The organism is Paenibacillus sp. FSL E2-0190 (assembly GCF_037992965.1).
In the GTDB taxonomy this organism is placed as follows: Bacteria; Bacillota; Bacilli; order Paenibacillales; family Paenibacillaceae; genus Paenibacillus_AQ; species Paenibacillus_AQ odorifer.
Genome location: NZ_CP150306.1, coordinates 5,183,674 through 5,200,389, shown reverse-complemented (window position 1 = coordinate 5,200,389; position 16,716 = coordinate 5,183,674). Strand labels below are relative to the sequence as shown.

Sequence of the window (16,716 nt, the reverse complement as noted above, 5' to 3'; positions counted from 1 at the left end):
GAGAGCGCGTATGAAACTTCAATATGACAAGCCAGCAAATGTATGGACGGAAGGACTTCCAATTGGGAATGGACGTCTGGGCGGTATGATCTTCGGTGGTGTGGAACAGGAGAAAATTAGTCTAAACGAGGATACGCTTTGGTCAGGATACCCAAAAGAGGGGAACAATCCCGGTGCTAAGAACGTTCTGCCAAAGGTGCGACAGCTGATTCAAGAAGGCCGTTATGTTGAGGCGGACACGCTGACCAGAGAAATGATGGGGCCGTATACTCAATCTTATTTACCTTTTGGTGATCTATTGCTTCGTTTTGAGCATGGCAACGTCTATCATTCTTATCAGCGTACATTGGATGTGGAAAATGCGCTGCATCGCATTGAATATCAGATTGGCAATGTTACTTATACCCGTGAGATGTTCGCTTCTCATCCTGATCAGTTGCTTGTACTTCGTTTGACCGCAAGTGTGCCAGGCGCATTGAATGTGCATGCCACGCTGGAAAGTCCACTCCGGCACAACCTTTATCCGCAAGGTGACAGCTTTGTTCTATCGGGAACGGCACCGGAGCATGTAGATCCAAGCTATTTCGGGAGCGACAATCCCATCCAATACGGTGAATTAGGCAGCAGCAAGGGAATGGCTTTCGAAGGACAACTCTCCGTGACGGCGGATGACGGCCAAGTAACGGTTGATGGCAATGGGATTCATTTGCTGGGTGCGACAGCGGCAACCTTTTATTTCAGTGCGGCTACAGGTTTTAACGGGTATGACCTAATCCCGGGAATTGAAGGAAAAGATGCCTCCACCATTGCAGCTTCCTTCTTGGCAAGTGCTCAAGGCAAGTCTTACACCAGCCTGCTTCAAGCGCATATCACTGATTACCGGGCACTTTTCGATCGGGTGAAGCTTCGGCTGGGCAAGCCGCTGGCACCGGAAGGAATGTCAACCGAGCAGCGGATTACGACTTACTCCGCGCAAGATCCGGGTCTAGTTGAGCTGCTGTTTCATTTCGGACGTTATTTGCTGATCGCAAGCTCGCGTCCCGGAACGCAGGCCGCCAATCTTCAGGGAATATGGAATGCCTCTACTCGTCCGCCTTGGAGCAGTAACTATACACTGAATATCAATACAGAAATGAACTATTGGCCCGCTGAGATTTGCAATCTGGCAGAATGTCATGAGCCACTTTTGGATTTCGTCGGCAATCTGGCGAAGAGAGGGGCGGATACCGCTCGGACCAACTATGGCACCCGGGGCTGGGTAGCTCATCATAACTCGGATCTTTGGGCACACACTGCACCGGTAGGTGATTATGGTGATGGAGATCCAAGCTGGGCCTATTGGCCAATGGGCGGCATCTGGCTGACCCAGCATCTTTGGGAACATTTTGCTTTTGGCGGAGATACTGAATACTTGCGGACTTCGGCTTATCCTGTCATGAAGGAGGCGGCTCTGTTCGCATTGGATTGGCTGATTGACGACGGCAAGGGTAATCTTGTGACCTCCCCGTCCACTTCACCAGAGCATAAATTCCGGACAGCGGAGGGTGTGGCTGCGGTCAGCCCGGGTGCCACAATGGATATATCACTGATCTGGGAGTTGTTCACGAACTGTATCGAGGCATCAGTGATTCTTGGAACGGATGAGGCTTTGCGTGAAGAGCTGAAAAGTACCCGTGAGCGTCTATTGCCACTGCAGGTTGGCAAGTACGGGCAACTGCAGGAATGGTTCTCTGATTTTGAGGATGAGGACATGTACCACAGACATACCTCGCATCTGGTTGGAATTTATCCGGGCCGCCAGTTGTCAGAAGAAGAGACCCCTGAGCTATTTGCTGCGGCAAGAACCTCGCTGGAGCGGCGCGGGGATGAAAGCACAGGCTGGAGTCTGGGCTGGAGAGTCGCTTTATGGAGCCGCTTCCGGGATGGAAACCGTTCCTTGCGTCTGCTCTCCAACATGTTGCGGCTGGTGAAGGACGGGGAGTCGGAGCAATATAATCACGGCGGAGTTTATGCCAATCTGCTCGGTGCACATCCGCCGTTCCAGATTGATGGCAACTTTGCAGCCTCCGCCGGGATTGCCGAAATGCTGCTACAATCTCACCGCGGCTATCTCGAACTACTGCCTGCATTGCCGAATGAATGGCAGGAGGGAAGCGTTGCAGGTGTACGTGCCCGCGGTGGCTTTGAAGTCAGCATTCAGTGGGACAACGGCAAGCTAGTGGAAGCGCAGATCACTTCCCTGCTGGGCACAGAATGTGTGATCCGCATGGATACCCCACTTAAGGTAACCTGTGGCAGTCAGGATATACAGTGTGAACGTTCCGCCGAAGGAAGGGTAAGTTTCGCTACAACCGCGGGACAATCCTACAAGCTTATCATTGGTGATCAGCAATAATCCGTTTTATAAGCGTATGAACAGCAGTAGGACCTGAACGTTTGGTCCTGCTGCTGTTTTTTGCATTTTCAGCATGAAGCTTCAGGGCCAGCAGAGTTTAGGTAGGATGTGTTAGATCGCGGTATGGATCGGAAGATTGTTGTATAGAAAACGCTTTATCCGCTCTTTATAATGAGGTCATACTTGGGGGATACAGCTACTGAGACTGCGGCCTTCAAGGTCCAAAATGCAGCAACAAGGAGGCAAATTATGCTAACTGACAGTAATACAACCGTAAACGTGAATACAGACACAACGTCTCTTATCCGTGTAACCAATGGCCTGGTGAATCTGGAGATTGATCTCGGAACGGGTGAGTCATCCGTTGTCGGCGGGACTTCTGCACATGTAAAGGGGATTCGCAGCGCCTTTCGCTGGCAGGGCCGGGAATATAATACTGAACACTATCAGAGCCACGTGCTGAAGTTGCAGGAAGAGGTTGTTCGTGAAGGTTTTGGTAAAGGTGTTCATCTAGTGATTGTGCATGAAACATCCCTGCTGCCTCAGCTGGAGCAGCATTTTTATATTTATGAGTCCTCCTCATATGTGTTGATGCAAAGTGTGATCGCAAGCGATGAGGATATCAAAGCGAACCGCATGGCGGTCATTCAGAGCAAATCGGTATCCCTCGGCGGCGAGTCAGGTCAACCGGATGAACCAAGCATCCTGCGTGTGCCTTACGACAACGATAAATGGGTCAGATATACAGTGGTGAAGCCACCTATGGATACAGAGAGCTACGAGGTAACGGCAGTGTTCGCACCGGATAGCCGGCGAGGAATTATCATGGGTTCCATAACTCACAAGGTGTGGAAAACGGGTATTCGTATCAAAAGCGAGCGATGCGGCCAGATCGAGGAGCTGGATCTTTACGGTGGGGCTGTGAGTGAATTAACCCGCGACTTTCAGCCGCATGGTTATGTAAAAGGCAAAAGAGTGGAGTCACCGCTCGTATTCGTAGGTTTTTATGATGATTACAGAGAAGGTCTTGAAGCTTACGGACGGGCCAATACATGGATTGAAGCTCCGCTGGCTTGGGAGGGTGGCGTTCCTGTTGGCTGGAATAGCTGGTCTGCTGCAATGGCTGATCTGGATTATGATTTGTATACGTCGACCAGTGAGTTTTTGAAAAAAGAAGTGCAGCCGTTAGGATTCCAGAATGAGGATACGCTGTACATCAACTTTGACGCTTTTTGGGATAATTTCACAGCAGAAGAGATGAAAAATGCACTTGAGCTAGTGCGGAAGAATGGTCATAGACCGGGAACTTACTGGACCCCTTTCGCTTTCTGGGGAAGTCCTACTCAGTTTGGAGATGTCGTGGAAGGTACGAACGGTAAATACACCTATGGCGATATCCTGCTTCGGGACAGCGAAGGAGAGATTCTGCCGGATGTTGATGGAGGGCTAGCCATTGACCCCACACATCCGGGGAACCTGCAAAGAATAGATTGGTATACAAATAAATTCATCTCGGAAGGATTCGAGTATATCAAGCTGGATTTCCTGGCACATGGCGCACTGGAAGGCCAGCATCACAATCCGGAGATTACGACGGGCATTGCGGCGTATCACTACGGTATGTCCTACTTGCAGAATAAGCTGTCTCCAGAGGTTATTGGTCGACCGTTCTTTATTAATCTGTCCATCGCACCGTTGTTCCCTTATGCATTTGCACATAGCCGGCGTGTCTCTTGTGATGTTTTTGGCACGCTGCAGGACACAGAATATATGCTCAACTCTTTGACCCATGGCTGGTGGATGAGCGATTCATTGTACCGTTTCAATGATCCCGACCATTCCGTACTGTACAAGAGCCATAACCAGGAAGCCACGGGCTGGCATGAAGGCCGGAGCCGGCTAACCGCTTCGGTGATCGCGGGAACGGTGCTGCTGCTAGGGGATGACTTCCGAAAAGAGGAAGCCGCCGCCCGGGCTAAAGCTTGGCTGAGCAATAAGGACATTATGGATGTTGCTCGTCTTGGCAAAACCTTCAGACCGATAGAAGGGGACCTCGGCAAGCAATCCTGTGATACTTTTGTGCTCGAATCTTCAGAAGAAAATGCCTTTTATATAGCTGTCTTCAATTACGATGTCACGAAATCTGCTCCTAAATCCCTCTCATTAGAACGGGCAGGGCTGAATGCTCAAGCTGCTTACCAGCTGCTGGACCTATGGGAAGGTGTAGAAGGGGAAACCTCAGGAAAGCTGGAAGTTACGCTTGAACCCGCAGAATCTAAAATCTTCAAATTGACGGCAAAATAACAAAAGAATACGCGCCCTCTGCTTCTTGCGGATAGCGCGTATTCTTTTTTACAACCTATATTTGTTTTCGGCTTTGCGGATTAAGGCGGTATTGTGTGGGATTTATGCCGTAGCAGGCACTGAAATGTCTGGAAAAGGGATGGATCGAAGGATAGCCTAATTTCTCAGCAATGGCAGTAACACTTAGCTCGCTCTCCAGAAGCAGACCTGCCGCCCGCCGCATAACGAGATTATGATGATAAGCGCGCGGCGTCATTCCGGTTTCTCGCAGAAACAGCTCATGAAAATAGGTTCGCTTGAGTCCGCAGAGCTGTGCCCAGTCTTCGATAGATTTACCACGTTCGGGATGAGTGTTCAAATATTCCAACAGGCGCACAATCCGATAATCGCTTGGCTGATGCTGATGGAGGGCATTATACCAGCTTAATATCCAACCGTATAACAAGCTATGAACCGCTTCATTCCGGTAGAATATCGCTTCATTGTATATTTTGGCAATCATCACAAGACTATCGTATAGCTGTGGATATTTAGCTAGCGGGAAAACGCAGGGCAATTCTTTCAGCTCGGCACAGGGGACTTCGGTGGCCTTTTTCTCAAGCCTAAAGGGTTCAGGCGCATGGATAAAAGAAAGATTAGTAGACATAGGCGACTGCTTGTCCCACAAATCAAAATAGACATTGTAGGACGAGAGTGGATGAGAAGGGGAAATATGAAAGGCATGTGGCTGGCCGGGACGGAGAAACACCAGTGTTCTACGCTCAATCGGATAACGAATTCCGTCGATTTCCATGTCACCGGGGCCATCGGTAAACAGATGAAAAGCGTAGGCATTGCCGACGCGCAGATGCTCATTGCTGCTGCCGTCGTACAGATAAGGCATGATTGCTCCAACATACGGTGTGATTTCAGATAGTTTGTTCATACTATACCCCTTTGCTAGCAGCATTTCTTAATTTTGGCCTGTAGTTAAATATTTGGGATAACGGATAAATTGTCAAATGAATGAACGAGTCAACAAAGACTTGTAGTACTGATGATGTTACGATAAATGCGATAAATACACAATGTTAATAACAGAGAAAGCGGATTAATTAACAACAACTTTTGAAGGTCTATTACAGACAGGAGACGATCAAATGAGCGATTTTAAATTGTGGTATTCAACCCCTGCAACAAGCTGGTCGCAAGGGTTGCCGTTGGGTAACGGAAGAATAGGTGCTGTTGTAATGGCAGCGCCGCATCGTGAGGTGTGGAGCATGAGCGAGGTGACCTATTGGTCTGGGCAAACGGATCCCGACCCTGCTCCTGCCGGAGGTAGAACTGCGCTGGAAGAGATGCGAAGTCACTTTTTTGCCGGCGATTATGACAGCGGTGATCGTTTAGCCAAACAGTATTTACAGCCTAAAAAACAAAATTTCGGTACGAACCTGGGATTATGCGAGGTGGTTATTGATTTTGCCCAGGATGCGGATGTTAAATCAGGCGGTGTGTTTCGGCGGGAGCTGGAATTGACAAGCGCAGTGTCTGGGGCGGTCTATGAGAGCGGCGAAACAACAATCCGTCGAGAGGTCTTCGCTTCACATGCCGATGATCTGGTAGTTTCAAGAATTTGGAGCGATAGGCCTGGAGGTGTATCCTTTACGATTGCCATCGAAGGTGGGACAGAATCGTTTACGACTGAGGTTGTGGATGGCGACACTATTGAATTCAAGGGGCAAGCTACAGAAAAGGTGCACAGTAATGGTAAATGCGGGGTATGGGCAAAAGGGCAGCTCAAAATAAGTCTATCCGGCGGTACGATCTACAGGGGGGATGGCCGATTAAGAGTTTCCGGAGCTAATGAGGCCCGGATTTATTTTGGGGTCAGTACCGATTATCGCCGGAGCAATCAGGAATGGGAGACGGAGAGCTACAGCAACCTACGGCAGGCATTAACCAAAGGTTATGCACAGTTAAAAGAAGATCATATTCAAGATTACCGTCAGGATTATGCAAAGGTGGATATTCAATTGGGTAGCTCCGGGAAAGAAGGTCTGCCTACCGATCAGCGGATTAGGTTACTGGCACAGGATCAGGCTGAGGACCCTCAGTTGTTCGCATTGTTCCTCCAGTATGGCCGCTACCTAACCATTGCCGGATCACGAGAAGATTCACCTCTTCCACTGCACTTGCAGGGAATCTGGAATGACGGTGAGGCTTGCCGTATGGGCTGGAGCTGCGACTATCATCTCGATATTAATACACAGATGAATTATTATCCGACAGAAGTCGTGAACCTTGCAGACAGCCACCTTCCATTGATGCGATATATTGAAGATTTATCTCAGGCGGGAAAATCAACTGCACGCGATTTATATGGCAGCAAAGGATGGGTAGCGCATGTATTCTCTAACGTCTGGGGGTTTACAGCTCCGGGCTGGGAAACCTCATGGGGGCTCAATGTCACAGGCGGATTATGGATTGCAACCCATCTGATGGAGCATTATGAATATAGTCAGGATCGTGTATTTCTAGAGCGCCAGGCATATCCTGTGCTAAAAGAAGCCGCAGAATTCTTCCTCGACTATATGACGATTCATCCGAAATATGGCTGGCTGGTGACGGGTCCTTCTAACTCGCCAGAGAACAGCTTCTATCCCGCAGATAGCAGCGAGGGTGCACAGCAGCTGTCTATGGGCTCGACCATGGATCAAGTGCTCGTGCAAGATCTTTTCGAGTTCTGCCTGAAGTCTGCGGTGTTGCTCGATACAGATGTGGAGCTTCAGCTGAAGCTAAAGGAAGCTATGGCTAAGTTACCCCCGCTACAGATTGGTAAAAGAGGTCAGCTGCAGGAGTGGCTTGAAGATTATGAAGAAGCGCAACCTGAGCATCGACACTTGGCTCATTTGTTCGCTTTGTATCCAAGCAACCAGATTACACCGGACAGAACACCGGAGTTAAGCGCGGCAGCAAGGGTAACGCTGGAGAACCGGATGGCTCAGGAAGAACTGGAGGATGTAGAGTTCACCGCCGCCTTATTCGGTCTTAGTTTTGCCAGACTATATGACGGGGAGAAGGCGTATAAGCATATCTCTCATTTAATTAGCGGACTGTGCTTCGATAATCTGTTCAGTTTCTCCAAATCAGGGATTGGTGGGGCAGAGTGCAATATCTTTGTCGTGGATGGCAACTTTGGCGGGACGGCTACCATTGCAGAGATGCTGCTGCAAAGCCACGCGGATGAAATTCATCTGTTGCCAGCGCTTCCGCAAGCCTGGAATACAGGATCGGTGTCTGGATTACGAGCCAAAGGAAAGGTAGAGGTAGACGTAGTTTGGGAGAAGGGGCAGTTGACGGAAGCTACGCTTCGCACCTACGCACCGGGAACGGTGACCCTTCGATGGGGAGATCAGAGAACTACCTTCCAAGCAGAAACAGGAGGAAGCTACTATTTCAACAGCCAATTGGAGCTGTTATAATGATTCGGCGGGGGCGATGAGCCTCCGTTTTCATTATGCGTCCGAATAATGATGAGTAGGTATCGAAGGGCTATCTGGTCTGCTTAGGACCCGATAGCCTTTTTACGAGCACGTTGGGATTAGATCTTACAAAGTAACGATTCATGCCTGAAAATGACTTACATTTATTTGGTCGATGATCGCCTAAGGGGAAAAGAATATAATAGGAGCAAATACAGACAACAAGAAGGAGGGAACCTCAGGTGTATAGTATTTTTTTGGTAGATGATGAAGAAATGGGTCTTGAGATGATGAGAGATTATATCCGCTGGGAAGAGATGGGCATCTATGTAGTCGGAACAGCGAGCAATGGTAGAGAAGCTTTGGAGAAAATAGAGGCTTTTCAACCGGATATTATTCTTACAGATGTTCAGATGCCGATAATGAATGGAATTGAGTTGGCTAAAAAAATACATGAATGTTATGACCAGATGCAAATTATGTTCCTCACCGGACATGATGAATTCCACTATGTTAAATCGGCCCTTAATGTAGGAGCTGTTGGATATTTACTGAAGCCGCTAGATTTGACTGAAATTGAAAGCGTTATCGAAAAGGTTAAAGCGCGCTGCGAAGAGGTTCAGATGAAACAACGTTCTATGGAGGCTGCTAAAACTAAGATTCTTAAGGAGCTTTCTTTTGAAAAAAATGCGGAGCAAGCCGCAGAGCTGGCAAATAACTTCAATAGGCTGACACGTCTCCCAGAGAGTAATCGTTATACCATGGCACTGTTCAGCATTGATCCCAAAGAGGCGGAGGGTGAGCAGCAGAGTCTGGAAGAGTGTATGAGCCGGTTGATTTCTTATCTGGATCACTTTTTTAAGGCGAAAAATATAGAGGTTGTTTTTGTTCCTTACAAGGATGGCGAGACAGGTGTGTTCATGGAAGCGACTCAACAGCCTGGCTATTATGCTTGGGAGGATTTAGCTGTGGCTATTCGTAGTGCGCTGGATTTTACGGTGACGGCAGCAGTCGGAGCGCAGGCAGCAGAATTAGCGCTGGTCTATAATCTGTATAAGCAGACGCGTGTGATTTTAAATGAACGTTTTTATAAAGGCACGGGCTTAATTATTCATGCCGAGGCTATTTCGAATCAGTTCGACAGTGAACATATGCCACCTTTTGAGAGAAAAGAGTGGTTTGAAGCTATCCATCAGCTGGACTTCGAGCAGGCCGCACAAAAGCTGCATCAATATTTCGTGGGACTGGCCACACTGAGAATCAAGAAAAAAATCATCTGTGATTGGGCGATTGATCTTGTTGATGAACTGCTAGAGCAGCTGCATCAGTCTGTTCCCGAGGGCTTTAAGCGGGCGGAGCTCTATCATTCCATCTATAATGCGCTGACTTTACATGAGATCGAGGATTTAATCCTGGGCACTGCGGGTGATGCCGTGAGCATGCTAGGTGAGCGACTTATGGATAAAAATACAAAGCTCGTCCACAAGGTTCGCAGCGTGATTGAACAAAATTACGATCAGCCGATTACGATTAATAGTCTGTCTGATCAGGTTTATCTGTCACCGAACTACTTAAGATCTATTTTTAAGGATAAAACAGGCATCACGATCCACGATTATTTAACCCGTATTCGGCTTGATAAGGCTAAGGAGCTGCTCGCAGACGGGTCACTGAAGATTCAAGATATTGCCCAGAGAGTGGGGTACGAAAGCACGTCTTATTTTATTTCTCTATTTCTGAAGAACCTTGGGGTCACACCTAACGAGTACAGGAAAAATATTTAACCTTCCGCACTTCTGCTTACTGAATAGAAAGAAAAGTCGCTTTCCTTTATGAATTGTAAACTTGCGATATGGAAAGATGCCCCTTTGCTTTTTACAATAAGCATGTATTACAACTCAGCACATGTGAGGGGCTTGATTCATTATTGCGATTAAAGGAAGCTTTTTTACACATCTAATTGCGATAGCGCTTTCAAGAAATCCAGACGGCAATAGTTGGATACAGCATTCTTGAGAGAGTAATCGGTACGGGCCGTACATTCCTTACATGACGTTACTTACAACAAGGAGAGGAGTTCTGAAGACGTTATTTGGAAAGAGGAACAACTGATGAATTGCAACCGGAAGGCTTTTCTTATATCAGAAAGTTAAATGGAGGGATTAAATGTTTGGACGTGTAATGAAAAGAGGGTTCTTGTTCTTTCTTATGATCAGCTTAGTGTTAGGCAGCGGTGGTCAGTTTGCCGGCAAGGTCTACGCCGAGGATACAAATAGCTATGAAGCTGAAGCGGATGGGAATATTCTGACGGGTAATGCGTCAATTTCTGACCACCCAGCGGCTTCCGGAGGGAAAAAAGTTGGCGGCATGTATCAAGGCAGCTCCTTGTTGTTCAATAATGTGACCGTAAGCGAGCCGGGGAATTATAAAATTACAGTGTATTATATTTCTGGCGATTCACGCCCGTTTAATATCAGTGCCAATGGCGGTGACAAGCAATTTGAAGAACCGTCCAAGACTGTGGACTGGGATACGGTAGGCACTTATGATGTGACGCTTCCGCTGAACGCGGGTGCTAATACCATCTTGATCGATGACAACAACTGGTATTCTCCGGACATCGATAAGATCGTAATCCGTGGATTGGACGACAGCGATCCAGGTGAAGGACCCGGAGGTGACTGGAAGGAGAAGCTGCATGGGGTGATCCTGGAAGCCGAGGCTACTGAGAATATGCTTACAGGCAACGCCAAAGTGGCGGGCAGCAGTGTGGGCTCTGGCGGTAAAATCGTAACGGATCTGAACAAAAACAGTTCCTTACAGTTCACAAATGTTGCAGTACCAGCAGCGGGAACGTATTTAATCCGCATCTCCTATATTTCCGGCGATCAACGTCCTGTCTATATGCAGGTTAACGATGGACTGGATGAAATGATTGACCTGCCAAAGACGGCAAGCTGGAGCACCGTGGGAACCTATGATGTGGAGGCCTCTTTGGTAGAGGGTTTGAATACTATCACCTTCTCAGATCATGATTGGTATTCTCCAGATTTCGACCGGATAGAAATTATTCCTTATACCCTCAGCTATGAAGCAGAATCTCCACTCAATGATTTGACAGGCGAGGCCCAAGTTTCCGCTAGCCCGAATGCTTCGGGTGGTCAGAAGGTAGGGTACTTGAATAACGGCAGTTCCATAACCTTCAACAAGATTACAGCCCCTATGACTGGTGATTACCGAATCACAGTCGCCTATATTTCAGGTGACCCACGCAGCTTCTACGTTAGTGCGAATGGTGGAGCAGAGCAGTATTATGAGCTGCCCAAGACACCGGACTGGGATACGGTTGGAATGTATGAACTTACACTGCCACTGAACGAAGGCGAGAATACAATCAAATTTACAGATGGCAACGGGTATGCGCCAGATCTGGACCGGATTATAGTTGAGCCAGCTATGGGTGTGGATCCTAATCCCCCAGTGGAGGAAGACGGTGATTTAGGAACACCGGGCGCTTCTAAGATCTACGGAGCTATCACAGTTACCGAATATACTTACGGACTGCTTGTATCAAATGGCCAATATGAAGTGTCCTATAATACCAAGTCCGGATATGTAAGCTATAACTGGGCTGACGGACAGAAGCTGCATGGGATCTATAGCAGTATCAAAATCGGCGATACGCTCGTTGAGACTACAAGCTATGAGAGTCATACAAGTGTTGGTGCTCCGGTAGACATTCAGGATGGCTTCGGCAAAGGCGTGGAGCTAACTTTTGTCCACACTTCCACAGGAAAACCGACGTTAAAGCAGGTCTACAAGTTTTATGACGATCAAAAGTATTTTCTGACCCGTCTGGATGCGGCCAGCGATACAGCAGTCAAGACCAACTATATGTCACCTATTACCGTAAAACGTACAGGTGGTGTGGATATCGGAGCTAGTGCGGATAATCGTGTGCTTACGGTTCCTTTTGACAATGATGCTTGGATTCGTTATAAATCTCAATCTATGAATCGTGCAGATACCAGCTATGAGATGACGACTGTGTTTAACAACTCGACACGCAGCGGCCTTGTGCTTGGCTCTGTAACTCATGATACCTGGAAGACAGGCATCGACTGGAAAGGTTCCTCCAATCGGCTGAATGAGCTGGTCGTATATGGCGGTGCAGCTAGTGATGTTACCCGGGATACCCAGCCTCATGGCAGCTTAAGTGGAACAAACTTGTCCTCACCTATGATCATGGTAGGGGCCTTCAGTGATTACCGTACAGGGCTTGAGGAGTATGGCAAAGCTAATGCGATCATTACACCTGCACTTGCGCTAAACCCCGAGCTGCCACAAGGCGTACCGGTTGGTTTTAATAGCTGGGGAGCTTACGAGGGTACGCTTTCGTATCAAGATGTAGTGGATGTCTCCAATTACTACAAAGAGAATCTGCAAAATTTCAATAATAACGGCAATGTATTTATTAACATGGATTCTTATTGGGATAATCTGAATGATAAGCAGCTGACTGACGCCGTATCGGTTATTAAAGGGAATGGCCAGCATGCGGGTATTTATTGGGCACCGTTTGTATACTGGGGCAACAATATGGACCAGATTGTAGAGGGAACTGACAATAAATATACTTACGGCGATATTGTCCTTAAGGATGCCGCGGGTCAACCGCTGCCGACTCTGGACGGGGCTTTTCCTTTGGATGTAACACATCCTGGTGCACAATTGCGCATGAACTATTTTTTGGACAAATTTAAAGCGCTGGGCTTCACCTTCATCAAATTGGATTTCTTAACGCATGGTTCGCTTGAGGGGCAACATTTCGATCCAACTATAACGACAGGAATCCAAGCTTATAATGAAGGAATGCGTTATGTGAAAGAACGTCTGGATGGAAAAATGTTCATTAGCGCATCAATTGCGCCAATTTTCCCGAGCCAATATGCGCATAGCCGACGAATTTCCTGCGACACCTACGGCAAGATCAATGAAACCGAATATATGCTGAATTCATTAACCTATGGCTTTTGGCAAAATGGCACGATCTACACCTACACCGATCCTGATCATTTGGCATTGGCCCGTGCTACCAGCTTGACTGAAGCGCGTGCCCGTATGAACTCTGGCGTTATTGCTGGAACAGTACTGCTTGGCTCTGACGATGTTAACGATCCAAAAGCACAGGAGTACATGACCGCTTTGTTCAACAACAAAGATGTTCTCGATTTAGCTTTAAAAGGAAAAGTGTTCAAGCCACTTGAAGGAAATACAAACGCCAATGCCGCCGATACTTTTGTTATGAAGGATGGCAATGATTATTATCTGGCCGTATTCAATTACAGTGCATCTGCTTCGGCAGATAAGCAAGTTGATCTTGGCCGCGCTGGACTGGATACTGCAGAGATTTATACTACGCAAGATCTCTGGACAGGAGAAGTTTCCTCTGCCACAGGAGCTATGAAATTGTCCTTGCAGCCGACAGAGTCGAAACTGGTAAAATTGACGGCTGCACCTAAGACAGTAACCGGTATAACACTGGATAAGACAGAGCTTGCGTTGACCGCTGGTGAAACCGGCAAGTTGACGGCTACAGTATCGCCGGATGATGCGACGGATAAAGCAGTACTTTGGACTTCGAGCGATACCTCTGTAGCTACCGTAGTGTACGGAACAGTAACCGCTGTAGAAGCTGGAAAGGCCACCATTACTGTGGAAACGGTAGACGGTGGCTTCAAAACATCGGCAGAAATCACAGTCAAAGAGGCCTCTACAGGAGAGCCGGGAAATCCGGGAGAACCGAGCGATCCGGGAAATCCGGGAGAGCCTAGTAATCCGGGAGAGCCGGGAAATCCGGGAGAGCCTAGTAATCCAGGAGAGCCTAGTAATCCTGGGAATCCAGGAAATTCGGGAGAACCGAGTAATCCTGGGAATCCAGGAAACAATGGCGGTACCTCTGGCAGCACTTCGGGCTTGGAGAATGCTGCTGGAACCTTGATTCTCATGCCAGATATGCTGAAAGTGGACAGTGCTTCTGGTCAGGTAGTGGTTGAGATTAAAGGGGATATTCAGCAAGTTCAGTTATCCTCTGCTGTAGTCCGACAGTTGGCGAACCACACCCTAGTTTTGAATGCGGGTAAGCTCTCCTTGCAGGTACCAGCAGAGCTAATTCTCCAGCTACAAAACAAGCTGCCAGAGGGACAGTGGGAAGATAGCAAGATTGCACTGAAGATGGTGAACCTCAGCAGCAAGGCCGATGAGTTGGTTGCTACAGTGGTTAGTTCTACTAATGCGGCTGTTGTACTCAAGGGAGACATCTATGAATTTAGTCTTTCTATTACCACCAAGTCAGGCATTACAGACACACTCGCTACATTTGATAAGCCAATAACACTCATCATGCCAGTGGCAGAAGGCTTCAATGCTAAACGAGGCGGTGTTTATTATATCGCGGACAATGGCAGGCTGGAATATATTCAAGCTGATTATGCTAACGGTGTATTAAAAGCTGAGGTCAGCCACTTCAGCAAATATGCTGTGCTGGAGTTGAACCGCATCTTTGTCGATGTTCCGGCCAATCACTGGGCTAACCCAGTAATCCAAGAGCTGGCGTCCAAGCTATATGTGCAGGGCACAAGCAAAGAAAAGTTTGAACCAAGCCGGGCAGTTACACGTGCCGAGTTCACCTCGATGCTTGTTCATGCCCTTGGACTGACCGCGACAGGAAAAGAAAGCTTTGCTGATGTTGCTCCATCCGCCTGGTATGCGGAGCCTATCTCAATCGCTTACAAGGCGGGAATCGTGAGTGGCAGAAGTGCGTCCAAGTTTGAGCCGGGCGCACAAATCACCCGTGAAGAAATCACGGTGATGCTAATGAAGGCTTACGAGCTGAACAACGGCGTAACAGCCAATGGTGCAACAACCGACGGTGCAACAACTAACGGTACAACAACTAATGGCGCAAAAACCAACGGTGCAACAACTAATGGTGCAACAACCAACGGTGCAACTGCCGCAGCGTTCACCGACATGAATCAGGTGTCTGCTTGGGCCGCTGCTTCTGTAAATGAAGCGGCCAGTCTAGGACTGATTCAAGGTCAAAGTCATGAACGCTTTGCACCAAAAGGAATCGCTTCGCGCGCAGAAGCGGCTCAAGTGATCTATAATTTGATTTTGAAGTAAGCTGAAATGACTACAAAAGAGCGACTCTCCATTAACCGGAGAGTCGCTCTTTTTGATAGATCAGTTAATGAAATTAGCTACTTTATCGAACTTTACTAATAGATACTACATTACTATTAGGTACATTGCTATTAGGTACATTACTGTTTGGCAGTTACTAATACCACACTTTACTATCTATCGGAACTTACTCCAGTAAAGTAGAATCCCGTGCAAAAGTCGAGCACACCCCAGCAAAGTAGAATCCCGTGTAAAAGTAGAACACACTCCAGCAAATTAGAATCCCGTGCAAAAGTCGAACACACCCCGGCAATGTAGAATCCCCCGCAAAAGTAGAACACACTCCGGCAAAGTAGAGTCCCGCGCAAAAGTAGATCACACCCCAGCAAAGTAGAATCCCGCACAAAAGTCGAACACACTACGGCAAAGTAGATCATAGTTAGAACACATCGGACCGTATCGCAGCTATTTTGGATATTTGAGTCATTTTACAAAGATTTCGGACTGTATAGCTCTTATTGCTATAAAAATGTCCAGAATTACTGTGCAAATGAGTCAATAGCTGCATCTGAGTCCGATAGCCGAGCAAAATGCCCTGATTCATCGAAATAGGGTCCCCTCGGTCCGATGCGTATGAGGAAGGAGTATAAGTAGAGCACACCTCAGAAAAGTAGAATCCCGCGCAAAAGTAGAGCATACCCAGCAAAGTAGAATCCCGCGCAAAAGTCGAACACACCCCGACAAAGTAGATCGTAGTTAGAACACATCGGACCGTATCGCAGCTATTTCGGCTATTTGAGCTATTCTACAAAGGTATCGGACTGTATAGCTCTTATTGCTATAAAAATGTCCAGAATTACTGTGCAAATGAGTCAATAGCTGCATCTGAGTCCGATAGCCGAGCAAAATGCCCTGATTCATCGAAATAGGGTCCCCTCGGTCCGATGCGTATGAGGAAGGAGTATAAGTAGAGCACACCTCAGCAAAGTAGAATCCCGCGCATAAGTTGAACACACCCCAGCAAAGTAGAATCCCGCACAAAAGTCGAACACACTACGGCAAAGTAGATCATAGTTAGAACACATCGGACCGTATCGCAGCTATTTCGGATATTTGAGCTATTCTACAAAGGTATCGGACTGTATAGCTCTTATTGCTATAAAATTGTCCGAAATTGCACTGCAAAAGCGTCAATAGCTGCATCTGAGTCCGATAGCCGAGCAAAATGCCCTGAATCATCGAAATAGTGTCCCCTCGGTCCGATGCGAATGAGGAGGGAGCATAAGTAGAACACACTCCGTCAAATTAGAATCCCGCGCAAAGTCGAACACATCGGACCGTATTGCAGCTATTTTGGATATTTGAGTCATT

The 16,716-nt window shown here is 47.6% G+C and carries 6 protein-coding genes; 5 read left to right on the top strand and 1 reads right to left on the bottom strand.

The features are described 5' to 3' along the window. Positions 1 to 10: 10 nt before the first annotated feature. On the top strand, positions 11 to 2,395 hold the full coding sequence (locus NST25_RS22960) for a glycoside hydrolase family 95 protein (RefSeq protein WP_076308192.1): 2,385 nt from the start codon (positions 11 to 13) through the stop codon (positions 2,393 to 2,395). Positions 2,396 to 2,644: 249 nt separating this feature from the next. Beyond that, positions 2,645 to 4,699, top strand: a complete 2,055-nt coding sequence (locus NST25_RS22955; RefSeq protein ID WP_340392552.1) for an alpha-galactosidase — start codon at positions 2,645 to 2,647, stop codon at positions 4,697 to 4,699. 55 nt (positions 4,700 to 4,754) lie between these two features. Here the strand turns inward: NST25_RS22955 and NST25_RS22950 are convergent, their stop codons facing one another. Next, positions 4,755 to 5,624, bottom strand: a complete 870-nt coding sequence (locus tag NST25_RS22950) for an AraC family transcriptional regulator (protein WP_076187461.1) — start codon at positions 5,622 to 5,624, stop codon at positions 4,755 to 4,757. Between the two features lie 214 nt (positions 5,625 to 5,838). On the opposite strand from NST25_RS22950, the gene NST25_RS22945 reads away from it, so the two are divergent. The 3 genes from NST25_RS22945 (at position 5,839) to NST25_RS22935 (ending at position 15,345) form a co-directional block, all read left to right on the top strand. Next, positions 5,839 to 8,160 (top strand): glycoside hydrolase family 95 protein, encoded by a 2,322-nt coding sequence (locus NST25_RS22945; RefSeq protein ID WP_340392550.1) that lies wholly within the window; start codon positions 5,839 to 5,841, stop codon positions 8,158 to 8,160. 242 nt (positions 8,161 to 8,402) lie between these two features. Continuing rightward, positions 8,403 to 9,944 carry a response regulator gene (locus tag NST25_RS22940; RefSeq protein ID WP_076281319.1) on the top strand — a complete coding sequence of 514 codons (1,542 nt, stop codon included), beginning with the start codon at positions 8,403 to 8,405 and terminating at the stop codon, positions 9,942 to 9,944. Positions 9,945 to 10,326: 382 nt separating this feature from the next. Then, a complete protein-coding gene (locus tag NST25_RS22935; RefSeq protein WP_340392549.1) occupies positions 10,327 to 15,345 on the top strand; it encodes an S-layer homology domain-containing protein in 5,019 nt (1,672 codons plus the stop codon). The last annotated feature ends 1,371 nt before the right edge of the window (positions 15,346 to 16,716 follow it).